The organism is Janthinobacterium sp. OK676 (assembly GCF_900103595.1).
Lineage (GTDB): Bacteria > Pseudomonadota > Gammaproteobacteria > Burkholderiales > Burkholderiaceae_D > Janthinobacterium.
Genome location: NZ_FNHA01000010.1, coordinates 1 through 25,131, shown reverse-complemented (window position 1 = coordinate 25,131; position 25,131 = coordinate 1). Strand labels below are relative to the sequence as shown.

At 59.9% G+C, this 25,131-nt stretch carries 16 protein-coding genes, 1 rRNA gene and 1 pseudogene; 6 read left to right on the top strand and 12 right to left on the bottom strand.

Annotation, left to right across the window (positions count from 1 at the left end; genetic code table 11):
* Nucleotides 1–391 precede the first annotated feature (391 nt).
* The 4 genes from BLU39_RS19130 (at nt 392) to BLU39_RS19115 (ending at nt 5,050) form a co-directional block, all read left to right on the top strand.
* Entirely contained in the window at nt 392–1,387 is a 996-nt protein-coding gene (locus BLU39_RS19130) for a BMP family lipoprotein (RefSeq protein WP_092715811.1), read from the top strand.
* A gap of 81 nt (nt 1,388–1,468) precedes the next feature.
* Nucleotides 1,469–2,998 carry an ABC transporter ATP-binding protein gene (locus BLU39_RS19125; protein ID WP_034754520.1) on the top strand — a complete coding sequence of 510 codons (1,530 nt, stop codon included), beginning with the start codon at nt 1,469–1,471 and terminating at the stop codon, nt 2,996–2,998.
* Complete coding sequence (locus BLU39_RS19120) at nt 2,995–4,074, top strand: ABC transporter permease (protein WP_046685488.1); 1,080 nt, start codon at nt 2,995–2,997, stop codon at nt 4,072–4,074. The genes BLU39_RS19125 and BLU39_RS19120 overlap by 4 nt, the downstream gene beginning before the upstream one ends.
* Before the next feature lie 4 nt (nt 4,075–4,078).
* The gene (locus BLU39_RS19115) at nt 4,079–5,050 is read left to right on the top strand and encodes an ABC transporter permease (RefSeq protein WP_034754516.1); all 972 of its coding nucleotides are present in this window, start codon (nt 4,079–4,081) and stop codon (nt 5,048–5,050) included.
* Nucleotides 5,051–5,470: 420 nt separating this feature from the next.
* On the opposite strand, the pseudogene BLU39_RS29025 reads toward BLU39_RS19115, so the two are convergent.
* Nucleotides 5,471–6,055, bottom strand: a pseudogene (locus BLU39_RS29025) (NUDIX domain-containing protein); the annotation flags it as partial.
* A 75-nt stretch (nt 6,056–6,130) separates the two neighbouring features.
* On the opposite strand from BLU39_RS29025, the gene BLU39_RS19105 reads away from it, so the two are divergent.
* Nucleotides 6,131–6,895, top strand: coding sequence for a DeoR/GlpR family DNA-binding transcription regulator (locus BLU39_RS19105; RefSeq protein ID WP_092715807.1), 765 nt, complete (start codon nt 6,131–6,133; stop codon nt 6,893–6,895).
* Between the two features lie 36 nt (nt 6,896–6,931).
* Here the strand turns inward: BLU39_RS19105 and BLU39_RS19100 are convergent, their stop codons facing one another.
* The 10 genes from BLU39_RS19100 to puuE form a co-directional block, all read right to left on the bottom strand.
* The gene (locus BLU39_RS19100) at nt 6,932–8,002 is read right to left on the bottom strand and encodes a S1/P1 nuclease (protein ID WP_092716187.1); all 1,071 of its coding nucleotides are present in this window, start codon (nt 8,000–8,002) and stop codon (nt 6,932–6,934) included.
* An 8-nt stretch (nt 8,003–8,010) separates the two neighbouring features.
* Nucleotides 8,011–9,240 (bottom strand): phospholipase D-like domain-containing protein, encoded by a 1,230-nt coding sequence (locus BLU39_RS19095; protein WP_092715805.1) that lies wholly within the window; start codon nt 9,238–9,240, stop codon nt 8,011–8,013.
* Nucleotides 9,241–9,256: 16 nt separating this feature from the next.
* Nucleotides 9,257–10,954, bottom strand: a complete 1,698-nt coding sequence (locus BLU39_RS19090; protein ID WP_254789014.1) for a bifunctional metallophosphatase/5'-nucleotidase — start codon at nt 10,952–10,954, stop codon at nt 9,257–9,259.
* Between the two features lie 157 nt (nt 10,955–11,111).
* Nucleotides 11,112–14,546 (bottom strand): TonB-dependent receptor, encoded by a 3,435-nt coding sequence (locus tag BLU39_RS19085; RefSeq protein ID WP_034754504.1) that lies wholly within the window; start codon nt 14,544–14,546, stop codon nt 11,112–11,114.
* Nucleotides 14,547–15,336: 790 nt separating this feature from the next.
* Nucleotides 15,337–16,839 carry an adenosine deaminase family protein gene (locus BLU39_RS19080; protein ID WP_092715803.1) on the bottom strand — a complete coding sequence of 501 codons (1,503 nt, stop codon included), beginning with the start codon at nt 16,837–16,839 and terminating at the stop codon, nt 15,337–15,339.
* Between the two features lie 43 nt (nt 16,840–16,882).
* Entirely contained in the window at nt 16,883–18,199 is a 1,317-nt protein-coding gene (gene guaD / locus BLU39_RS19075; RefSeq protein ID WP_092715801.1) for a guanine deaminase, read from the bottom strand.
* A gap of 9 nt (nt 18,200–18,208) precedes the next feature.
* Nucleotides 18,209–19,276 carry a xanthine dehydrogenase accessory protein XdhC gene (gene xdhC, locus BLU39_RS19070; RefSeq protein WP_092715799.1) on the bottom strand — a complete coding sequence of 356 codons (1,068 nt, stop codon included), beginning with the start codon at nt 19,274–19,276 and terminating at the stop codon, nt 18,209–18,211.
* A 9-nt stretch (nt 19,277–19,285) separates the two neighbouring features.
* Complete coding sequence (gene xdhB, locus BLU39_RS19065) at nt 19,286–21,631, bottom strand: xanthine dehydrogenase molybdopterin binding subunit (RefSeq protein WP_092715797.1); 2,346 nt, start codon at nt 21,629–21,631, stop codon at nt 19,286–19,288.
* A gap of 10 nt (nt 21,632–21,641) precedes the next feature.
* Complete coding sequence (xdhA, locus tag BLU39_RS19060) at nt 21,642–23,108, bottom strand: xanthine dehydrogenase small subunit (RefSeq protein ID WP_092715795.1); 1,467 nt, start codon at nt 23,106–23,108, stop codon at nt 21,642–21,644.
* Between the two features lie 99 nt (nt 23,109–23,207).
* Complete coding sequence (puuE, locus tag BLU39_RS19055; protein ID WP_092715793.1) at nt 23,208–24,161, bottom strand: allantoinase PuuE; 954 nt, start codon at nt 24,159–24,161, stop codon at nt 23,208–23,210.
* 121 nt (nt 24,162–24,282) lie between these two features.
* Here puuE and uraH point away from each other — a divergent pair, with 121 nt between their 5' ends.
* Nucleotides 24,283–24,636 (top strand): hydroxyisourate hydrolase, encoded by a 354-nt coding sequence (uraH, locus tag BLU39_RS19050; protein WP_086140153.1) that lies wholly within the window; start codon nt 24,283–24,285, stop codon nt 24,634–24,636.
* A gap of 206 nt (nt 24,637–24,842) precedes the next feature.
* Here uraH and rrf read toward each other — a convergent pair.
* A 5S ribosomal RNA gene (rrf, locus tag BLU39_RS19045) occupies nt 24,843–24,955 on the bottom strand.
* Nucleotides 24,956–25,131: the final 176 nt, after the last annotated feature.

Sequence of the window (25,131 nt, the reverse complement as noted above, 5' to 3'; positions counted from 1 at the left end):
TTTTGGGTTTGCATTCCAATTTATATGGCTATCATATAAATAGCTAAACAAAAACGTATTTGTCATACATATCTGGCATGATGCATAGTGATTCGGACGCCCATCGTGGCGCCGGTTCCGTGCTTGCCCTGCCCGTCCACTGACGGCGCATCCCAGCCCGCTCCGGCAACCGCATTCGATGTTGTACCTATAAAAGAGACGGGGCACGACTGTTGCATGAGCATCACACTGACAACATAAAAGCACACGAGGCTAGCAATGATCTTGTGCGATACAGTGCAATGTTGATAAGGAAGTATCAGCTCGTGCATCAAAAACAGGCTAAATCGGCCCCAAATTATATGTTTCACCTATAAAAAATATACAATATCGATCTTCCAGGAGCCAATTCATGAAACTTACACAATTTAGTTTGACGATCGCAGCCGTATTGTTGACTGCTCAAGCGTCCGCGGCTACCCCAAAACTGGGTGTCGTGTATGACGCGGGCGGCAAGTTCGACAAGTCGTTCAACCAATCCGCTTTCGAAGGCGCATCGCGCTTCAAAAAAGACACGGGCATTTCCTTCATCGAAGTGCAGGCATCGAGCGATACGCAAGCCGAGCAAGTCATGCGCGGCCTGGCCCGCAAGAAACTCGACATGATCGCCGCCATCGGCTTTGCGCAAACGCAAGCCGTGCAAAAGGTCGCCAAGGAATTCCCGAACGTGAAATTCGTGCTGATCGACGGCCAGGCCGCCGGCAGCAACGTCAATTCCGTCGTCTTCAAGGAAGAAGAAGGCTCCTACCTGGTGGGCGTGGCGGCGGCCATGGCCAGCAAGAGCAAGAAGGTCGGCTTCATCGGCGGCATCGATATTCCCCTGATCCGCAACTTCGCCTGCGGCTACGCGCAAGGCGCGAAGGCCGTCAATCCGAAAACGGAAATCACGCAAAACATGGTCGGCACCACGTCCGGCGCCTGGAATGACCCGGCCAAGGGCGGCGAACTGGCCCGCTCGCAATTCGAGCGCGGCGTCGATGTCGTCTTCGCCGTCGCTGGCGGCAGCGGCATGGGTACCCTGCAGATGGCCAAGGAAAAAGGCAAGTTGGCCATTGGCGTCGATTCGAACCAGAACCATTTGTATCCAGGCAGCATCCTGACCTCGATGGTCAAGCGCGTCGACAACACGGTCTATGACAGCTTCATGCAAGTCAAGAACGGCACCTGGAAGGGCGGCGTCAGCTATAAAGGCTTGAAAGAAGGCGGCGTGGATTGGGCTCTCGATGAGAACAACCGCAAGCTGATTACGCCGGAAATCGAAAAGCGCGTGTTGGGTGCGCGTAAGGACATTATCGATGGCAAGATCAAAGTGATCGATTACCGCGTCGGCAGCAGCTGCCCGGTTTAATTTTTCTCCGTATCTTTTAGCGCGCCGCCGGGGCCAGTCTCCGCGCGGCGCGTTTCCATGAAACTATCCAGTTATGAACCTATGCAGCCAGCAGTAGAATTTCGCAGCATTTCCAAGCATTTTGGACATGTGAAGGCGAACGCCGACGTCAGTTTCTCCATCGCCAAGGGCAGTATCCATGGCCTGGTGGGGGAAAATGGCGCCGGCAAATCGACCTTGATGAGCATCCTGTACGGGTACTACCGTGCCGACGGCGGAGAAATCCTGCTCGACGGAAAAGTACAGCCTATCCGCAACAGCCAGGAGGCGATCAACCTCGGCATCGGCATGGTGCACCAGCACTTCATGCTGGTCGAGAACTTCACCGTTCTGGACAATATCATGCTGGGCACGGAAGGCGGTTTTCGCCTGGCCAGCCACCGCACGGAAGCGGAAGCGAAATTGCGCGAGATTTGCGCGCGCTACCGCCTCGACGTCGACCCGCTGGCGAAGATCGAAGACTTGTCCGTGGGCGCGCAGCAGCGCGTGGAAATCCTCAAGCAGATTTACCGCAGCGCCAATATCCTGATCCTCGATGAGCCGACGGCCGTGCTGACGGCCCAGGAAACGGCCTCGCTGTTTGAAATCCTGCGCCTGTTCAAGGAGCAGGGCAAGACCATCATCCTGATCACGCACAAGCTGCAAGAGATCCTGGAAATCACCGACAACGTCACCGTCATGCGCGGCGGCACGGTGGTGGGCGCCGTGGCGACCGCCGGCACCTCGAAAGAGGAACTGGCCAACATGATGGTCGGCCGCCCCATCCAGAGCCACTTGCCCCGTGCACCGTACAATCCGGGCGCCACGGTGCTGGAAGTGGACGGCTTGCAATTGGCCGACGATCAGCAAGTCAAATTGCTGGCCGACATAGGTTTCAACTTGCGCGCCGGCGAAATCGTCGCCATCGCGGGCGTGTCGGGCAATGGCCAGAGCGAGCTGCTGGAAATTCTGTCCGGCATGCGCTTGCCGACGTCGGGCAAGCTGCGTTTCCTGGACAAGGACTTGCCGTTTGCCAAGCGCCACGATGCCGACGGCTTGCCGCTGGCCTTCCGCGACCTGGGCATCGCCCACATTCCGGAAGACCGCTTGCGCGACGGCGTGGTAAAGAATTTCTCCGTCATGCAAAACACCATCCTCGGTTACCAGGACCACCTGAAAAACCGCTGGGGCCTGTTCAACTTCAAGGCCATCGGCGCGCGCTGCGCGGAACTGCTGAAGACGTTCGACGTGCGTCCGGCCAATCCGGACCTGCGCATCGGCTTGCTGTCGGGCGGTAACCAGCAAAAAGTGGTGATCGCGCGCGAAGTGCTGGCCAAGCCGAAACTGATGCTGGTGGGCCAGCCCACGCGCGGCGTCGACATCGGCACCATCGAAAGCATCCATACGCAATTGCTGGCCCTGCGCGACGCGGGCGTGGCGATCCTGCTGGTGTCCGTCGAACTGGAAGAAGTGCGGGCGCTGGCCGACCGCATCCTCGTCATGTGCGGCGGACGCATCACCGGCGAACTGAAAATTGAAGAATTCGATACCACCCGCATCGGTCTGTTGATGGGGGGAATGCATAAATCATGAATAACGACTTGCCACGCTGGGCGACAGCCTTTGTCATGCCCATGTTAAACCTGCTGTCGGCCTTGCTGGTCGCAGCCCTGGTCATTTATATGCTGGGCGAAGACCCGGCCGAATCGCTATCCATCCTCGTCCACAGCGCCATCCTCAATCCGGAAGGCTTGAGCTACACCCTGTTCTACGCCAGCACCTTCATTTTCACGGGCCTGTCCGTGTCCGTGGCGATGCAGGCCGGCCTGTTCAATATCGGTTCCGAAGGCCAGATGTATATCGGCGGCCTGGGCTTGACGGTGGCCATGCTGGCCTTCGACCAGACCCTGCCCGCCTGGTTATTGATACCGGCGGCCATGATCGGCGCGGCCCTGTTCGGCGCGCTGTGGGGCTTTTTGCCCGGCTACCTGCAAGCCAAGCGCGGCAGCCACATCGTCGTGACCACCATCATGTTCAACTTCATCGCCGCCAGCCTGATGAACTTCATCATCGTGAAGTATCTGATTCCGCCGGGCGAGCAGAACACGGCCAGCCGCGTGTTTGCGGAAAGCGGCGAAATGCCGCGCCTCTCTACCTGGTTCCCGTCCTTGGGCGACACGCCGCTGAACATCAGTTTCCTGCTAGCAATCGCCGCGCTGGTCATCTACGGCGTGATGGTCTGGCGCTCGTCGTGGGGCTTCAAGCTGCGCGCCACGGGCTTGAACAAGCACGCGGCCCACTATGCGGGCGTGTCGATCAGCAAGATGATCATCATCGTCATGCTGATCTCGGGCGCGCTGGCGGGCCTCGGTTCCGTCAATTCCATCATGGGTTCGACGCATTATCTGTCGCTCAATTTCGTTGGCGGCGCCGGTTTCATCGGCATCGCCATCGCCCTGATGGGCCGCCAGCATCCGGTCGGCATCTTCCTGTCGGCCGTGCTGTTCGGCGCGCTGATCCAGGGCGGCTTCGACCTGTCGCTGGAAAAACCGAATATCCCGACGGAAACCTTCATTTTCATCCAGGGCTTGATCATCCTGTTCTGCGGCGCCATGGAAAACTTCTACGCACCGGCCATTTCCGCCCTGCTCAAGCGCACCAAAGGCTAACACCATGACACTCGACGACTTTCAATTCGCCAGCATCCTGGTATCGACCGTGCGCAATGCGCCCGTCCTGATCTTTGCCGCCATGGCCGGTCTGTTTGCCGAACGCAGCGGCATGATCGACATCGGCCTGGAAGGCAAGATCCTGGCCAGCGCCTTCGCTTCCGCCGCCGTGGCCTACACGACGCAAAACCCGTATTACGGCATGGCCGCCGGCATGCTCGTGTGCGTCGCCCTGGCCCTGCTGCAGGCCTACGTCAGCATCACGCAAAAGGGCAACCAGCTGGTGGCCGGCATGGCGATCAACATCGCCATGAGCGGACTGACGTTTGTGCTGGCGCAATTCTTCTTCCAGCAAGGCGGCCGCACGCCCGACCTCGGTTCGGCGCGTCTGTTCGACGTCGTCTTGCCGGGCACGCAATACGTGGAGCACATCCCGTTCATCGGCTGGGTATATGCACATCTGATCGGCGGCCATTCCATCCTCGTCTACGTGGCCTTCCTGCTGATTCCGCTCGTGCACTGGCTGCTGTACCACACGCGTTTCGGCCTGCGCCTGCGCGCCTGCGGCGAAAACCCCCATGCGGCCGACTCGGCCGGCGTGAGCGTGGAAGCGACGCGCTACCTGGCCATGCTGGTGGCCGGCATTTTGTGCTCGTTCTCTGGCGCCTACCTGGCCATCGTGCAAAGCGGCTTCTTCCTGCGCGACATGTCGGCCGGCGCCGGCTACCTGGCCTTGACGGCCATGGTGTTCGGTAACTGGCGTCCCGTCTACACCTTCCTCGGCTGCCTGATGTTCGGCTTCTTCGCCGCCATCCAGATCCAGATCGAAGGCGTGGACTTGCCGGTCGTGGGCCGTATCCCCGGCTCGCTGATCCAGATGGTGCCGTACGTCGTCACGGTGATCGTGCTGGCGGGCTTGATGGCGAAATCCATCGCGCCAAAAGCAATTGGTATCCCCTTCGTCAAATCGCGCTAAGTTTCAGCCTGCGCCAACTAAAAGCGAAGCCTGCGGGCTTCGCTTTTTTTATGCCTGTGCAATCTCGTCCAGCGAGAAAAACACAGCCAGGCCCAAGCCACGCGCCACCGCCACCATCTGGTCGGCGCCCTCGGATGCGCCGCCGAGGCGCAGCACGGCATCGCAATGGCCCAATAAACGCGTCGCATGCGCGTGGAACAGCTGCTCATACACGGCGTCGCCCACCTGGGTGGAACCGGCCAGCGCCAGCATGGGCAAGGCCAGCCATTCACCGAGCACGGGCATGTGTCCCTTGGCATACAGCGGCAGGCAGGCGGCTTCCATGGCTGCCACATTCGCCGCCATCAGGGCGGGATCGTCGCCCGTGCCGGAGCGATACGGGCCGGCAACGAGGATCTGCATGCCCCGCTTCACCGGCATCAGTTGCAGCTGCGCATGCTGCAGCAGCATGATGGTCTTGCCGTCGCAGATGCGCCCGTCCGCCACCATTTGTAGCGCCTGCGCCAGGGGCAGTTCCAGCACTTCGATATCCTCGCCTTCGTGCGCCAGGCCGCCGCCATCACCGATACGGCTGGCCGGGTCGTATTCGGCGACAAAGAAATGCAAACGCTCCGTCACGGAGCCGGGACTCATGAAAGCCTGGAATATCTTCTGCACCTGCCCCACCCGGTAACCGGTTTCCTCTTCCACCTCGGCGCGGATGCGCTGCTCCGCGCTGGCCTCTTCCAGCAATCCGGCCGCTGATTCGATCAGGAAACCATCGTGGCCTTCGCGGTAGGTGGGAAAGCGGAACTGGCGGATCAGGATCACCGTGCGTTTGACTTTGTTGTAGAGCAGGATGGTGGCCCCATCGCCACGGTCATAGGTTTCCCGCGTCTGCGTCTGCCACTGGCCATCGCGGCGCAGATAGTCGAACGTCGTTTTTTGCAGCAGATACCAGTCGTGCGACAGGGTTTGCACGCCCTGGATGCGGACCCGTTGCTGCTTGCTATTTTCTTCGCGCATAGTGTCTCCTTGTGCTTGCACGGATCGACTTTATCATGCAAACTCGTGCAATATCAAGAAAATACAAGAAAAATCATGCTTACACATCAACGCAAACAATACCTGCTGGACTTGCTCCAGCGCGAAGGACAGCTCGTCGCCAAGGCAGTCAGCGATAGCCTGGGCTTGTCGGAAGACACGATACGGCGCGACCTGCGCGAACTGGCGAAAGAAGGCTTATTGGAGCGCGTGCACGGCGGCGCCCTGCCCTTGTTGCCAAGTTCGCCCGCGCTGGCGCCGTTTGCGGCCCGCGAACAGATTTCGCCGGAAGCCAAGCCTGCCATCGGCCGCGCGGCGGGCGCCATGATACAAACGGGGCAAGTGGTGTTCCTCGACGGCGGCACGACCGCCGTGCAACTGGCGCGCCAGCTGCCGCGCGACTTGCGCGCCACCATCGTCACGCACAGCCCGTCGGTTGCCGTCGAACTGGTGAATCATCCTGGCATCGAAGTGCTGATGCTGGGCGGGCGTTTGTACAAGCACTCGATTGTCGGCCTCGGCGCGGCCACCGTGGAAGCGATCGGCCGCATCCGCGCCGACCTGTATTTCATGGGCGTGTCCAGCCTGCATCCGCAAGCGGGCATCACCACGGGGGATTATGAAGAAGCGTGCGTGAAGCGCGCCCTGAGCGACGCGTCGGCCCGCACCGTCGTGCTAGCGTCGCCGGAAAAGTTCAATACGGCTTCGCCGTTTCAAATCGTGCCCTTGAGCCAGGTCAACGATATCATCGTGCATCGCGACGTGGATGACACCCTGGTCGCGCCCTACCGCGAAATCGGAATTGCCGTCACCCTGGCATGAAAAAAGCGGCCCGCAGGCCGCTTTCGAATGACGTCTTTATTGCGGCCAGATCGCCTGCAGCACGGCTGCCAGGTGATAACCCGCCTCGGTCAGTTGCCGCTTCGCCAGCGCCGAGCTGGGCACGGGATAATTGTCGGGCACGTTCAAATTCCACACGTTGTAGACCTCGCCCTTGCGGCTGGTCTGCTGCGTGGCCGGGCCGGCCACCACATCCGCGAAAGCAATCTTTGACGCCGCCAGCGCGGCATCGGCCCATTGATACGGCCAGGTGGCGGGATCGCCGCTATTGCTGCTCACTTGTGGCGCGCTGGCGATCACGGTGCGCGCGAACTGCTGCGGCGTGCGCGTGCTCAGGCGGCGCATGGCGTAATCGACCACGGTCGTATCCCAGTACGAATGCAGGGGCTTGGTGGGCGACTTCGGATAGCTGCTTGCCGGCTTGGCCGCACCATCCTCGGCCGGCAGCGGCGCGGGGATCACGGCATCGGACAGCGCCGTCATCTTCGCATCGTCGAGCAGCAAATCGTTGCCGCCGCGTGCATTGAAGATGGCGACGTCATCGATCTGCGCCTGCGTGGCGGGCGCGAAAAACTGGCCATCCTTGCCAACGAAAGCATTGCCCACGTGCAGCGGCTGGTGGATATCGCCCACCAGGTGCGTGATCAGGATCAGCGCTTCGCGCTGGCTGAAGCCGTGCGGATTGCTGCCCGCATCAGCCTTGCCCTGCAACACGAGGATCGCCTGCTTCAAGGTTTGCACGATATCGTCGTCGGCCGTGCCCACGCCATGATCGTGGTAATGCTCATTCTGGAACGGCACATTCGTGTAGTGGTATTCGCCATGCTTCGGGTTCGCCGCCACATAGCTCAGCATTTCCGGCGATTGCGGACCGCAATACGTGCCCTTCACGCAATCGGGCCAGTTGGCGATCTTTTCCAGGCTTTCGCCCGGCAGCAGCAAGGCCGTCACCTTTGCCTGCGCCGCGCTGCCCTTGAGCAATTGATCCGCGATGGCACCTACGGCCCGGTGGCCATCGTTGCCCCAGGCCAGCACATTGCCGGAGGCAAAAGCGGCGCCCAGCGCCAGCACGCCCAACAGTTTTTGCATGTTCACCCTTACTCCTTGCCTTGCGGCGCGGCCTTGGCCGGCTTCGGATACTGCTTGTTGATATCGATGGGCTGCGCATACGCCGAGCTCCACGTCTGCTCATGCAGCGCGGCAATACGCTGTGCCATCTGTTCGTTGCGCAGCACCACTTCCAGGTTGCGCGACAAGTCGAAATAGCCGCCGGCCCAGTTGCTCGTGCCGACCCAGGCCAGCTTGCCGTCGATGGTCATGGTCTTGCTGTGGATCACGCGCGCGAACGGAATGAAACCGGTCGACGCCGCAGGAATCGTCACGATGCGGATTTCCACGTTCGGCACCAGGGCCAGACTCTTCAGGTAGGCGATGGCGGGCGCTTCCGTATTCCAGGCGGACACCATCAGCTTGATCTTCACGCCGCGCTGGGCGGCCGCGCGCACGGCGTTGTCGATCACGGCGTAATACGGCCGCGTGCGGTTCGGGCCATAGGACAACGGCGCGTAATCGAGCAGCTGGATGCGCACCTCGCTTTGCGCTTGCGCCAGCAAGGCGGGCAAGCCCGTTTCCGAGTCGCCCACGCCGGCCGGGTTGTAGGCGTTCGGGCTGGCCAGCAGGAAGGCATTTTGCGCATAGTTGGCGGGCACTACCTTGCTGTTGAGCACCGTGGCGCGGCTGCCTTGCGACGTCAAGGCCTGAGCCTGCCAATCCTGTTCGAAGATGGCTTGCACCTGGTTCACCATGGCCGGTTCCGTGATCTTCAAGCCCGTTTCATGGATGTGCTCGAATGAGCGCCAGTCGAAATTCTGGCTGCCAATGTACGCCACCTGGCCATCGACGGCCAGGTATTTCGCATGCACGATACCGTTGCCCGTCACCTTGTTGAAATCGATGAGGCGCAAGTCCAGGTTCGGAATCGCCTTGATCTGCGCGATGGTCGCCGCTTCCGACAGGCCCACGCCTTTCTGGTCCAGCAGGAAACGGATCTTTACGCCGCGCTGGCCGGCCGCCGTCAGGCTGGCCAGCACTTTTTCAAAAGCCGTACCCGGCTTGCTGACGGCATAAAACTGGGCGATGACGATTTCTTTTTTTGCCCCATCGAACAGCTCGGTCCATACGGCGACGGGCTCGCGCAAGTCGGGATTCGTCAACGTGGTTTCCACGGGCGAGGTGTGCACCAGCTCGAAGCCGGGAATGGCGAAATCGGCGTGGGCCGTGCCCGCGAACAGGGTGGAGAGAAGAACGGAAACAAATAAGCGACGCATGGTTATTCCTTGTAAATTATTTGACGCGCACGATGCGGCCGGCCGCCGTGGCGCTGCCAGCGGGCTTGCCGGCGCGGGCGCGGGCGATCAGGTAGTCGCTGAAGGCGTCGATGTCGCGCACGCCCGTGTCCAGGCGGCGCGTGCCGGCCGCCAGCACGGTGAAGCGGTCACCGCCGCCAGCAAGGAAACTGTTGGCGGCGACTCGGTATTGTTGATTGTCTTCAAGAGGAATGCCATTGAGCATGATGCTGCCCGGCAGCACGCGCTGGCCTTGCGGCCGCGTGCTGTCCCAGCGGTAGCTGAAACCTTCGGATACTTGCAGCAAGTTGCCCTCTTCCGCTTCGGCGCCCGGCCATTGCTGTTCGAGCAAGGCGCGGATTTGCGCACCGGACAGGCTGACGACGATCAAGGTATTGCCGAATGGCACCACGGCCTGATTCTGGCCCACGTTCGTCATCAGATCGGCGCCCGCTTCCAGGTCCTTGCGGATGCCGCCATTGTTCATCAGGCCGATTTGCGCACCGGCAGCACGCGCGCCGAACAGGGTGCTGTCGGCCACCAGGTCGCCCAGCGGGGAAGCGCCGCTGCCCTTGGTGCTGCGGCCCACGTTCGGCACGGCGATGGCGGCCACGGGACGCGACAGTTCCGCCGCGCTGCGCTGCTTGACCGATTCCAGGTAGGCTGCCACGGCCGGGTCCGGCTCATACATGCCCGGCAACATGACGACGTTTTGCGCGCTGGCATCGATCAGCGCATTCTTGACGGGATCGACCTTGAGCTTGATGCGCGTGAGCATATGTCCGCCCATCTGCGCCTGCGTCACCAGGCGGCCATCGACACGGCACAGATAGCCCTGGTGCGAATGGCCGCTGACGACCAGCTGAATCGCCGGATCGAGGCGTTTCACCACGTCGACCACTTCGCCCTTCAAGTGGCTGCAATCGGGCTGGTCGACGGCTTCCTTCGTCTCGCCGCCCTGGTGCAGCAGCACGACGAACACGCCCACGCCCTGCGCGCGCAGCTGCGGCAAGGTGGCGTTGATGGCGTCCGCCTCGTCGCCGAACTGCAGGCCCGCAATGCCGGCGGCCGTCACCACGGACGGCGTATCTTTCAGCACGGCGCCGATCAGGCCCACCTTGACGCCATGCGCCTCTTCAATACGGTAGGCGGGCAGCAGGGACTTGCCCGTTTGCGTGTCGATGACATTGGCGGCCATATACGTATAGCTGGCGCCCTTGAAGTCAGGCGTGAACTTGCACGCCTTGTCCGCGCGCGAGGACTCGCAACCGCCGCGCTGCTGGCGCAGCAATTCCGCCTTGCCCTGGTCAAATTCATGGTTGCCGACGGAGCTGGCCCTCATGCCCAGCATGTTCATGGCGACGATGCTCGGTTCGTCCGCCCACAGCGCCGACATGGCGGGGCTGGCGCCGACCAGGTCGCCATTGCCGACAAAAATCAGCTGCGCATCTTCGCGCCGCCACGCCGTCAATGCACCAGACAAGGTATCGATGCCGCCGGCCTGCACCGTCTTGCGCTCGGCATCGGCGGCACTCATATAGGTGAATTTGCTGCGGTCGAGGTTGCCGTGAAAATCGTTCAGGGCGACCAGGTTGATATCGACGGACTTCGCGAAAGGCGCGGTAGGTGCGGCACAGGCGGCCAGCAGCAAGGTCAGGGCCGCTGCGGCGGCGAATGGTGTCAGATGATGTTTCATGGTCCCCACATGGTTATCAGTATTCAAAAAGACTATCTCATCCGGGGGGACGCCGTGCGCCGCAAGCCCATCAGAGTATGACAAGAAAGCACAACATAAAACGAAAAAACGGCCGGTGTCGCCACCAGCCGTTTGCAACTTCAGTCAGACGCCGAGATTAGAACTCGTACTTGACCGTAGCTTGGATCGCCCATTGGGATTCACCCTTTTGTTGACGCACGGTGTAGTCCTCTACCTTGTCACGCACTTGGTAGATATAACGGCCTTGAGCATCGAGGCCGGCAAAATCAACAAAGCTGCGGGTTTGACCACCAGCCGAGCGGAAAGCCATTTCATTGATACGGCCCCACTTGCGGTTGATCATGTTGCCCACGTTGAAGAAGTCCATCGTGAACACGCCTTTGTTGCCTTTGAAGAAGCCTGGGACTTCCTGGCTGACACGCATGTCGAAGCTGTTGGTCCAAGGCGAGAAGCTGTCGTTACGCTTCACCACGCCGCCTTTCGAACTGCGCAGGTCGCCATTGGCATTGACCAAGGACCAGAAACGGTCTTCGTTAGCGTGGTTGGTTGCCGTGTCGCCACGGAATACCACTTCGCCCGAACCTGGTTTCGATGGGATGTACATCAAGTCGTTGCCGCTGACGCCGTCACCGTTCAAGTCATTGCTGTAGGTCCAGCTGTATGGCTTACCCTTGCGACCTTCATAGAACAGGCCGAAGCTGGTTTTGTAGTTATCAAAGAAGCGCTTCTGGAAGTTCAACACAGCATTGAAGCGGTCTTTCACCAGGTAGCCGGAATTGGCGGCGACGTTTTCATTCGGATTGAAAATCGAACGGGCGTTGAAGTTCGACGTCGATACCGACGAGGTCAGCGGCGACACTTCCGTTGCATCTGTATAGGTGTAGGCAACCGACCAGCCAAAGCCTTTGGTCATCGGCTGGCTGACCGACAGGGTCACCAGATTGCCTGCGCCTTTGTCCGTTTTCTGCGCAACCATGACGTTGTTGAACGCAGGGTTCTTGAGTGCCTTGGCGAAGGAACCCGAGCAACCCGCATTGGTCGACGACAAGCCACCGGTCGAAGTCCAGCAATTCGTATTGTAGGCAGTATTCGAGTAATACAGCTCACGGCCATCGGTACCGGTACGCGTCGCTGCACCCAGGTTCAGATGCTCGTAGTAAATGGCATCCTTGTTTTGGGTACGCAGATATTCCGCGCCGAAAACCAGACCCATCCATGGCAGCTCATGTTCGAACGCCAGGTTGCCCTTCCAGATCGATGGCTGGCGCAGGTTAGGCGACAGGAAGTCGACGTTGGCTGCAGGTGCGGCATCAGCGAAGTTCGTCGGCTGAGCGTTCGGATCAGGATTGAACAAGCCACCTACCGATGGGCAAGCCTTGAAGCCACTGGTGCCGCAACCAACGATACGGGTTGCCACGCCAGGATTAGCGAACGGGTTCGACATCCATACCGTGGCCGCCGCGCCCTGGAACAGGCCGAAACCACCGCGCAATTGGGTTGGACGGGCACTGTCGAACTTGTAGTTGAAGCCCACGCGTGGTTGCCACAGTGTCTGTCCATCGATGGTTTGCGTATTGTTCAGGCCAAAACCACCGCTTTGTACCTTGCCGGTCTGCGGGTTGCCAGCAACCATAGGTGCCGCCGCGGCAGCGTTATACAGCGGGCGGTCGCTGATGGCGGCCTTGTCGACACGCACGCCATACTGCACGGTCAACTGTTTGTTGACGGTCCATACGTCTTGGGCGAAGAAGCCATAGTTTTTCAGGCTGAAATCAGCAATGGCGTTTTCCAGGGAACCGCCTGCCAATGGTACTTGCACTTGGTAAGAGCTCGGGCGTCCGGTACGGAAATTTTCCAGTACGGCTTGTTCCTGAAGAGCGGCTGAACTGTTGCAATTGAAAGTAGTGCTGCCGTCCGCGTTTGGTTTGACAAACGAGTATCCGACATTATTGATACAGCCGAAGGTGTAGTTGCCATTGATGTTCTGCAGGAACGCATTGTAGACATCGTTCTTGCTGAAGTCGCCGCCGAACTTGACTTCATGATCGCCCAGGGCCCAGTTCGCGCCCAGGTAGGCATCCTTGGTCTTGGTGCGCAAGACGTTAAACTGATACGACTGATCGGTACCGAAGTTCAGGAAACGGTCGTTGGTCGACACGCCTGCAGGCGATCCCGCCGGTAAGGCCCCCGTAAACTTGAGCGACATGGTTGGCAGGGTGGAATTGTTCTTCGGCAGACTTTCATAGTCGCGCGACGATACTTTGAATTCCGTCGAGAAATTTGGCGTCCAGTCGGCAAACCACTGGCCGACGATGGTTTCGATCGACTTTTCCTGCGAACGCCAAGCCGAGTTCAAGGCGATACCGCTTGACGTTACGCCGGTAAACATCGGCTCGGACTGATCGGTTTTGGAATAGCGAACCATCGCGCGATGGTTGTCGTTGATGTTCCAGTCCAGTTTCAGCAAGACATCATCAACCGTCAACTTCGTACCGGCAGGCACGGTGGTGGTGCCGACTGGCAAGTTGTACTTTTCTTTGGCAATCGTCTGTAAACCCGCAATAGCGGATTCGGTAACGCCGACGTTCGTCATCGAGCTGCCCAGCGGACCAAAGTTTGGTGCCGTGCGGGTACTTTCCAGCTTTTCTTTGTTTGCAAAGAAGAACAGCTTGTCTTGGATCAGCGGGCCGCCAACGGAAATGCCCTTGGTCGTTTCGCGGAATGGTGCTGGTGCGTAATAGCTGTCTTTGACGTTGTCGTAACGGTCACCCGCCATACTGTCATTACGGAACACGTAATAGACACTGCCCTTGACATCATTGGTACCGGACTTGGTCACGGCGTTGATGTTGGCGCCCGTGTAGCCTTTTTGCGTCACGTCGTAGTTGGCGACGTTCACTTGCACGGACTGGATCGCATCGATCGAGATCGGCTGCTTGGCCGTCGGGCTGCCGTTCGATTCCAGGCCGAAGGTGTCGTTCACGGCCACGCCATCGATGGTCATCGAGTTATAGCGCGAGTTTTGACCGGCAACGGACAATTCGCCGCGCTCTTTGTCCGTTTGCGAAACACGCGGATCGGAACGGGCGTAATCTTGCAGATTGCGCTGGATCGACGCTTGCATGGCCAGCTCATTGGCACCAATGTTGGTGCCGGCGCCCATATTGCTGCGGTTAAAGATCTGTGCGCGTGCGCCCGTGCCCGTGACGTTCACGGTTTGCATCTGTGCGCCCAGGGTGGCGTCCACATTGGCCGTTTCAGCCAATTGCACGTACACGCCTTCGCGTTTTTCCACTTCACCATTCTTGGTGATGGTGATGGTGTATGGACCGCCGGCACGCAGGCCGCGCGCGACGTAACGGCCTTCCGCATCGGTCGTTACATTGCTGACGGAACCCGACTCGGTGTGCACGATGGTAACGGTGGCACCAGCTGCCGGCTTGCCGTCATTGGCCGAGATACGGCCGCCGATGGAAGACGTAGTGTTCTGTGCGAACGATGGTGCCGCTGCCAGTGCAATAGACAGGCTTAACGCGATTTGCGTTAGCCGAAGTCGCTTGTGATTGATCATCTTTAACCCCAGAAAAGACTATTATTTTTGAAAATCCTGGATTGCCCACCATCCGGCTGCGCCGCACAGCAACACAAACACAACATTTCCTCTTTACGATGCTGCAACTGTTACGCCGGCTGGACTGGCTGCGGTCCTGACAAGACCATCACAAAACGCCGTTCCACACATCACAACTATTCATATCCAGACAATAACGGCGGAAAAACTGCGTCCGATCCGTACGACCCAGGGCGCTAGCACCTGTGTCATTCATCCCACATGCTTACCCGGCTAACATGGCAAGCCGCGAGTGTAATTGTTAAATATTTCAAGACTGTGACACGGCGGCAAAATACAGAAGAATGTCGTCATTTAAGCGCGCGACTGTTTGTTTCATTCTGCATCTCACCTTTATTTACTGCAAATACCCATCTTCATACGATATCGCTCAGATGAATTGTGACTTTTTAATATCATCTTCATCTCACTATGCATCATCGAAAAATGGATGACAAATACGATTTTTTTTACATATTTATATATTTAAAATATAAATAGCATAGGGTAACTAGCTGGATTGATATCGTGCTGACAGCGTCCGGGCTTATGGCGCGAGATTATAAATGAGCAATATGTACTTGAAATTGATTCATCCACGAAATCGGATAAAGTCGTGTATCTGCCGTTAATTGTGTCGCATGGCCGCCACAAAATTAACAAAACGATATTGCGGGGATTTGAGGGGAGAAATGGAAAACGGCCGGAATATCCGGCCGTCAGAGAATATCGGTTGCGAACGTCGCGCAACTTACGGTTTATTACGCTTGCCAGTCTGGTCGGCCGCGGCAATTTGCGCCTCAAAACGTGTGAAGCGGGCATCGAGCGCTTTGAGCAAACGCTGTTTGTCCGCTTCCGCCAGGAAGGAATAGCGCAGGCTGTTATAGGACAGCTTTTTGATTTCCGCATAGTCGGTCTTGTACTGGCTGGCAAACAGCACGTATTCATTCGACAGGGTATTGCGTGACACGCCCGCATCGTCCGTCGAGATCACGAACGGCACGCCGTACTTGCGATACAGGGTGATCGGATGGGCCTGGCCCTTGATACCGAGTATGTAATCGTTGCTGGTCAGATTCACTTCCACGGGGATACCCCGCTCGCGCATCTTTTGCATGGTCGCCAGCGCATTGTGCTCGTACGCGATATCCATGCCGTGGCCGATACGGTCGGCGCCCGCCACATCGACGGCTTCGGCGATATGGAATGCCATGCCTTCCGGCGGCACCATGCCCAGCGCCAGCTCGCCGGCGTGCAGGGCGATCTTGACGTTCGGATATTTGGCCTTGAGGAACTTGAACATTTCCATGTGCAGGCTGTAGTCGCGCATGGACACATTCACGCTTTCCTGGCCCACGATGTTCACGCCCACCAGCAGCGGATTCACGCTCGCCGCCTTGAACGCGGCCACCATCGAGGAAAACACTTGCGATGGCGACAAGAAGCGCAGCACATATGCCTGGTAGCGCATGGTGAAGTTCGCATCGTCGATGCCGGCGCTGCTGGCGTTGACGTTGTCATTGTAGGCGGTGATGCTTTTCTGAAAGCTGGCATCCTGCTCCAGATTCTGCGACCAGTTGGCCAGCACGGCTTGCAACGCTGCCGGCTGCAAGCCCGGCGCCAGCACCTGCTGGTCGAACTGCGTGTTTTGCACGAATGGCGACAATTCGAAAATCGTCTCGATATAGCTGAGGTTTTCCGCGATGGCGCGCTGCTTCAGGGTTTTCAGGCCGTCGGCCGTATTGCTCGACGCGACAGGGCCGAAGTAGCCGAAGGTGTCAAAAAAAGTGCGGTCCGGCGGCGTCTGGATGGCGCCGTGGTTATAGAAATCCTTGGTCGACCAGCGCTGCAGCAAATCCGCATACAAGCCCGCATCGGCAAACACTTCCGTGGACGACAGGCAGCCACGCTGCGCGGCCGGCTTGGCGCGCTCGGCCGCCACGACATCCTTGTTGCTTTCGATGCGGTAAGTCGTCTTGTTGACGCAATAGTTTTCCTTGTCGACCCAGTCGAGGAATTGCTCGGCGTAAATGGCGCCCGAGTAATGGTGATGCAAGTCGCCGCCCTTGGGCATCATGGAAAAGAACAGGCTCAGCTCGGCTGTCTTCGGCTGCGCACCTGCAAGCAGGGCGGCAAAATGGCGCGCGGTGGCCGCTTCGTTGGAAGACGGGGTGGGCACGGCCTTGGCGGCCTGCGCCGTTCCGGTCAATGCCAGCGCGGCGCCAAGCGCCAGGCCAGTGAGTTTCTTGTGCATTCGCGTTCTCGCTCAGGATAATTCGTGTTGAACAACGGGTAGGTCAGCCCTGCCCCCGCACATGCACGCATTGCCCGCCCGAATAGGTGGCGGCCACGGCGCGGTCGTCGCCCAGCAGCGCAAAGGCAAACAGCAATTCCTCAAGGCTTTGACAGCCGGCCGTGCGGCGCTCGAGCAGCGGCGTCGATTGCTTGTCGAGCACAATAAAATCCGCTTCCGTGCCAGCCGTGAAATTGCCCAGGGTGCCTTCCAGCTGCATGGCGCGCGCGGCGCCCAGAGTCGCCAGGTAAAACATGCGCAAGGCGGGCAGATAGCTGCCTTTCAAGCGTGCTACTTTATAGGCTTCGTTCATTGTTTGCAACATTGAGAACGAGGTCCCGCCGCCCACGTCGGTGGCCAGCGACAGCAGCACTTTCGCCGCATCGGCCCGCTCGAAATCGAACAGGCCGCTACCGAGGAACAGGTTGGACGTAGGACAAATGGCGGCCGCCGACGATGTTTCCGCCATGCGCGCGCGGTCGCGCTCGTCGAGCCAGATGCAATGGCCGAACATGGCGCGCGGGCGCAGCATGCCGTACTGGTCGTACACGTCGAGGTAACTGCGCGCCTGCGGGTGCAGTGCGCGCACCCAGCGGCACTCATCCTCGTTTTCCGATACGTGGGTCTGCAAATACGTATCCGGATAGGCGCGGGCCAGCTCGCCCGCCAGGTGCATCTGTTCATTCGTGGACGTGGGCACGAAACGGGGCGTGATCGCGTACAGCGAGCGGCCGTGCTTGTGCCAGCGCTGGATCAGCGCCTCGCTGTCGCGCGCACCCGACTCGGCCGTGTCGCGCAGGAACTCGGGACAATTGCGGTCCATCATGACCTTGCCCGCCACCATGCGCATGCCGCGCGCCTCGCTGGCGCCAAAGAAGGCATCGACCGATTGCGGATGCACGCTGCCATACACCATGGCCGTGGTGGTGCCGCAGCGCAGCAGTTCATCGAGGAAAAACTCAGCCACGTTGCGCGCATGCTCGGGATTCTCAAACGCGCGCTCGGTCGGAAAGGTGTACGTTTCCAGCCACGGCAGCAAACCGGGTGCGGGCGAGGCGATCATTTCCGTCTGCGGGAAGTGCAGATGCGTATCGATGAAACCGGGCACGATCAGCTTGCCGCGGTAGTCGACGATCTGCGTGCCGGGCGGCAGAGTTGCCTGCAATGAAGCGTAGTCGCCGGCTGCCACGACCTTGCCATCGGCCACGATCAGCAAGCCGTCCGCATGCCAGGCATGCGCCTCCTCGCTGAAGGCGGGATCGGCGTGGAAGTGCAGCAAGCTGGCTCGGTAAGCTTGCAATGTGGCAGGAACAATCGGCATGGCTTCTTTCTATAAGGGGTGAATGGCGGCGCGTGCTGGGCGCCGCAGCGGCGCGCTGGCAGAGACCAGCCGCAGCGGTGCGGCCAGGGCGGCAGCGGCCGCCTCTTCCCACACCATCAGTAATTGACAGGCAACGGACGCGGCGATCACGGCCGGCGCCTTGTTGCGGATGCCAGGCATGCCGATCGGACACACCATGGCGGCAATGCGCTCATCCGGCACGCCGCGCACCCGCAGGCGGTGCTCGAACTGCTTGCGTTTCGTGTGCGAACCGATCAAGCCGAACCAGCCAGCATCCTCGCGCTCCATGATGGCTTGCGTCAAGCGTTGATCGAGCGCATGGCTGTGCGTCATGACGAGAAAACTGCCGCCCGGCGGCGCCATGGCGACAAATTCCTCGGGCGTATCGGTGGCGGCGATGCGGACATTATCAGGTAGTTGCGTAGGAAACATGTCCTCGCGCTCATCGACCCACGTGATATTGCAGGGCAAGTGGGCCAGCGCACGCACGATGGCGGCACCCACGTGGCCGGCGCCGAACAAGGTCAGGTGCGCGCGCGGCGCCAGGCAAGGGTCGACCAGCCAGCGCCGCCCTTTGCTATCCTGAGCGACATGGGTTGTGCGCTCGCGCAAAAACGTGTCAGGCGCCTGTTCGCCAGTGCCGGCGATCAAGCGACCGGCGGCGTCGAACAGGGCCGAGGCGGGTTCACCATCGAGCGCCGTCAAACGCCAGCTGTCGTGCTGGCGGCGTTCGCGCAAGGCGGCCAGCAATTCTTGCAAACTGGCATCGACGTATTCAAAAGCCAGGTGGACGACGCCGCCACAGCATTGCCCCAGGCTGGGACCCAGCGCGAAACGCTCGAGCCGCGCATGGGTATCACCCGTGGCCAGCATGGTCTTGGCGATTTCCACGGCGCGCAACTCCAGGTGGCCGCCACCGATGGTATCGACTTGGCCATCGAGGCTGACGCGCATCTTCGCACCCGCCTCGCGCGGTCCGGAACCTTCCACCAGCGCAACCGTCACCAGCACGGATGCCTGCGTGTCATTCTCGATTGCTGTCAGCCAGTCGCTCATCGTCTGCCCCTATGCGCCGGCATGCGCCGCTTGCACGGCCATCACCGCCTTGAGGATTTCCTCGCTGGTGGCAGGCGCATTCAGCGGTGGTTGCACGGCGTGATGACCGACGCTGGAAATGGCGTCGCGGATGGCAAAGAACACGGAAAACGGCAACAGCAGCGGCGGCTCGCCCACGGCCTTGGAACGGTGGATGCTGTCTTCCACGTTACGGTTCTGGAACAGCTGGACGCGAAAATCTTCCGGACAATCTGAAATGCCGGGAATTTTATAGGTCGATGGCGCGTGCGTCATCAGCTTGCCTGCGGCATTCCACCACAACTGCTCCGTCGTCAGCCAGCCCATGCCCTGGATAAATGCACCTTCCACCTGGCCCAGATCGATGGCAGGATTGAGAGATTGGCCCGCATCGTACAAGGCGTCCGCGCGCAGCAGCTTCCATTCGCCCGTCAGGGTATCGACCACCACTTCGGCCACGGCCGCGCCGTACGCATAATAGGAAAACGGATGGCCCGTCATCGTCTTCGCATCCCACGACAGCCCGGGCGTGGTATAAAAACCGTCCGACCACAGTTGTACGCGAGCCAGATACGCCTTCTGCACCAGCTCGGCAAACGCAACGACGTGACCATTGACGTGGATATGGTTGTCGAAGAAGCGCACGGAAGCGGCCTCACCGCCGTACAGTTTGACCGCGTACTCGGCCAGGCGTTCACGGATCTGGCGCGCCGCATCCTGCGCCGCCTTGCCGTTCAGGTCGGCGCCCGTGGACGCCGCCGTGGCCGACGTGTTCGCCACCTTGCTCGTATCGGTGGCCGTGGCGCGCACTTTGTCCAGGTTCAGGCCAAGCTCATGCGCCACCACTTGCATGACCTTGGTATTGATGCCCTGCCCCATTTCCGTGCCGCCATGGTTGACCAGCACGGAGCCATCCACGTACACGTGGACTAGCGCACCAGCCTGGTTCAGATGCGTGACGTTGAAGGCGATGCCGAATTTCAGCGGCGTGAACGCCAGGCCCTTCTTCAGGATGGGGCTGGCCTCGTTGAACGCATCGATTGCCCGGCGGCGCGCGCGATAATCGCTGCTCGCTTCCAGTTCCGCGACGAGTTCGTGGATCACGTTGTCGACGATTTTTTGCCCGTACGGCGTGACGTTGCGTCCTTCCGCATCGTTGCGGCCATAGAAATTGAGCAGGCGGATATCGAGCGCATCGCGTTTTAAATGGCGGGCAATTTCATCGATCACGTACTCGATGGCAATGGCGCCCTGCGGCCCGCCAAAGCCCCGGAACGCCGTGTTCGACTGCGTATTCGTCTTGCCGCAGGCGGCGCGGATGTCCACGTCGGACAGGTAATAGGTATTGTCGAAGTGGCAGACGGCGCGCGTGGCGACGGGGCCGGACAGGTCGGCCGAGTAGCCGGCGCGCGTGGTCATGTCGACCTTGGCGGCAAGGATGCGGCCATCGTCGTCGTAGCCTACTTCGTACTCATAGTAGAAACAGTGGCGCTTGCCTGTTACCAGCATATCGTCGTCACGGTCGGCGCGCAATTTGACGGGGCGCTTCAGTTTCGCCGCCGCAATCGATGCGGCCGCCGCCCACAGGGCCGACTGCGATTCCTTGCCGCCGAAACCGCCGCCCATGCGCCGGCATTCGACGGTGATGTTGTGCGAGTGCACGCCCAGCGCATGCGCCACCACGTGCTGCATCTCGCTCGGATGCTGGGTCGAACACAGCACCAGCATGCCCTGCGCTTCCTTCGGGATGGCGTAGGAAATCTGTCCTTCCAGATAAAACTGTTCCTGCCCGCCTACATACAGCTGGCCCTTGACCACGTGCGGCGCGCCCTCGAACGCGGCTTGGTAATCGCCGCGTGTCAGCCGCATCGGCGGCAGCACGTACGATTGCGCGGCCTTGGCCGCTTGCGGCGTCATGATCGCGGGCAATTCATCGTACGATACCTGCGCCAGGCGGGCGGCGCGGCGCGCATGGTCATGCGTATCGGCCACCACGATGAAGATGGGCTGGCCCACGTATTGCACCAGTTCCGCCGTCAGGATGGGGTCGTCATGGATGATGGGACCGCAATCATTGGTGCCGGGAATGTCTTGCGCCGTGTAGACGGCGACGACACCCGTGGCGGCGCGCACGGCGGACAGGTCCATGGCCGTGATGCGCGCGTGGGGCTTTTGCGACAGGCCCAAGGCTGCGTGCAAGGTGCCTTGCAATTCGGCGATATCGTCCGTGTACGTGGCTTGCCCCAGCACATGCAATTGCGCCGATTCATGCGGACTGGGCTTGCCCACGGCGGCCCAGGCGGCCGCTTGCAGTTCGGGCGTGGCAGGATGGTTCATGCTGGTCCTTTCAGGCGCGGCAAGCGTAGGCGTTGACGGCGGTGCGCAGCAGCGGCGCACCGGGGCGTGTTTCCAGCCAGAAGCGGCGCAACAGGTTTTGCGCCGTCGTCATGCGGTAGGTGTTCGACGCGCGCATGTCCGACAGCGGCGCGTAATCGTCGGCCAGCAGACGCATGGCGACGAGCAAGTTCTCTTCCGTCCACGCCTGTCCGCGCAAAAACGCTTCCGTTTGCGCGGCGCGCTGCGGTGTGGCCGCCATGCCGCCAAAGGCGATGCGCGCATCGATGATGCGCTCGCCGTCGAGCTGGAAGGCGAACGCGGCGCACACGGCAGAGATATCCTGGTCGAAACGCTTGGCTAGCTTATATGTGCGGAAATGCACGTCGGCACGGGGCAATGGCACGCGCACGGCTTCGACGAACTCGCCTGGCTGCAGATCCTTCTTTTGATATCCAAGATAAAAATCTTCCAGCGGCATGCTGCGCTGGCCGGCAGGACCGTGCAGCACGATATCGCTGCCCAGCGCAATCAGCCATGGCATCGAATCGCCGATCGGCGAGCCATTGGCCACATTGCCGCCCAAAGTACCCGCGTTACGGATCGGCAAGGAAGCAAAGCGCTGCCACAGTTCCGACAGCTCTTCGGGATAATGCTGGCACAGGGCCGCATAGGCATCGTTGAGGCTGGCGCCGGCGCCAATGTGCAGCTTGCCATCATCCACGGCGATGGTTTTCAGTGCGGCCACGTTGCCGAGATAAATGATGTCGCCCAGGTCGCGCAGTTGCTTGGTCACCCACAGGCCAATGTCGGTGGAGCCGGCCAGCAAGCATGCTTGCGGCTTTTCCGCGCGCAGCGCCACCAGTTCGTCAATAGTGCGCGGCGCATGGAAGTGCTGGCCGCCATGTTCATACGTAGTCACGCTGCCGCGCTGCAGGGCCTGCAATTGCTGCGCCAGGGTATCGCGATCAAACGTGACGTGCGGTAATTCAGTCATGCGTCTGGCCGCATCGATGATGGGCCGGTAACCCGTGCAGCGGCACAGATTGCCGGACAGGGTGTCGTCGATTTCACAGCGCGTGGGCGTCGCGCCGTTTTTCTCCAGGTACATGCCCCACAAGGACATGACAAAGCCGGGTGTGCAAAAACCGCACTGGGAACCGTGGCATTCGACCATCGCCTGCTGCACCGGGTGCAGGGCGCCGTCGGGCTGTTGCAAGTCTTCCACGGAAAACAGGGCCTTGCCATCGAGCGTGGGGATGAGCTGGATGCAGGCGTTGACGGCCTTCATCTCGACCTGGCCATCCAGCAGGCTGCCGATGACCACCGTGCAGGCGCCGCAATCGCCTTCGGCGCAGCCTTCCTTGGTGCCCGTGCAATGCAAATCCTCGCGCAGGTGCTGCAACACAGTCTGCGTAGGGGCGGCGTCGCGTACTTCCTGTACGGCACCACGGTAATAAAAACGGATCGGTTCTGACATGCTGGCCTCGGTATAGTCCCAGTATAGGAGATTAACACCGGCATATGGGACAACTATATGCAAAGACTGATTTTACTTATCACCCCATTTCAATAGAACTCAGGCCTGGAATGGATGCGTCGCATGCCAGTGTTCGGCGATATCGATGCGGCGCGTGATCCACACCTGCTCATGGCCCTGCACATAGTCGAGAAAGCGCGCCAGTGCCGCGGCCCGTCCTGGGCGCCCGACCAGGCGACAATGCAAGCCCACGGACAACATCTTGGGTTGATTCAAGCCGTCCGGATCGCCTTCTGCATACAGCACGTCGAAGGCATCCTTCAGATAATCGAAAAACTGCGTGCCCGAATTAAAGCCCTGCATGGCGGCAAAGCGCATGTCGTTCGTGTCCAGGGTATAGGGTACGATCAATTGCGGCTGCACGGCCGGCATGCCGGCGGCATCCGTGCATGCCACCTTTTCCCAGAATGGCAAGTCGTCGCCATAATAATCGGCGTCATAGCGGAAACCGCCATGCTCGACCACCAGTTTGCGCGTATTCGGAGAATCGCGCCCCGTGTACCAGCCTTGCGGCGCGGACCCCGTCAATTCGCGGATGATCTGCACGGCTTCGCGCATGTGTTCGCGTTCCGTCGCTTCATCCATGTTTTGATAGGAAATCCAGCGCAAGCCGTGGCAGGCGATTTCATGTCCCAGTTGCTGGAAGGCGGCCACCGCCTCCGGATTGCGTTTCAAGGCCATCGATACGCCAAACACCGTCAGCGGCAGGCGCCGCTCCTCGAACATGCGCAGCAAGCGCCATAAGCCGGCACGCGAGCCGTATTCGTAAATCGACTCCATGCTCAGATGGCGCGCGGGAAAAGCGGCCGCACCGATCATTTCCGATAAAAACGTTTCCGAGGCGGGATCGCCATGCAGCACGCTGTTTTCCGCGCCCTCTTCATAATTGAGGACGAATTGCAGCGCGATGCGGGCCTTGCCCGGCCATTGCGGGTGGGGTGGCGTGCGGCCATAGCCGATCAAGTCGCGTGGATAATGTTCGTAATTGTTCATGCGGAGGCGCGCCTATAGGAGGACAATGTTGGCTATATGCCCAATCATATAGCCCGACGCAGTCACCGGTATATGATTTGCACGATAAGCACATTCACTCACCCTATATACAGGATAGCAAATGGGAAAACTCAGCACGCATGTACTCGATATCGCCCATGGCAAGCCGGGAGCCGGCGTCAAGGTCGCCCTGTTTTCGGTCGCACCGGAAGGCAAAGTGTTATTGAAGATGGATATGACCAATAGCGACGGCCGCTGCAGCACGCCCTTACTGGAAGGCGACAGCATGAAAGCGGGCCAGTATGAACTGGTGTTCAATGCCGGCGACTATTTCGCCGCCCAGGGCGTGGAACTGCCCTCGCCCCGCTTCATCGACCTGGTAACGCTTTCATTTGGCATTGCGCATACGGATGAGAATTACCACGTGCCGCTGGTGGTGTCGCCATGGTCGTATTCCACTTACCGCGGTAGCTGATCCCGCGATGCCAACAATGTTGTCGGATTACGCTACGCTAATCCGACCTACTGGACTTTACATGAGCGTAGGTCGGATTAGGCCGCAGGCCGTAATCCGACAACACCACCGGCGTCAACAAACCTGCAGACGAAAAAAAACCCGCCAATTGCTTGACGGGTTTTTTTCTAGGAGGAACAGCCGGGGGCTGTTTCTCCAAATAACAAGCCTGACGATAACCTACTTTCACACTGGTTGCAGCACTATCATCGGCGCAAAGTTGTTTCACGGTCCTGTTCGGGATGGGAAGGGGTGGGACCAACTTGCTATGGTCATCAGGCATAACTTGTACCGGCATTTGTCCTCGATGGAGCGACAAAGCCTGAATCTGGAAGAAGCAAAGATCGGGGTAATGACTGGTAGTATCAACACACACGCAACGTTGTACCGTCTTATCCTCTGTACCTGCTAAGGTTATAGGGACAAGCCGTACGGGCAATTAGTACTGGTTAGCTT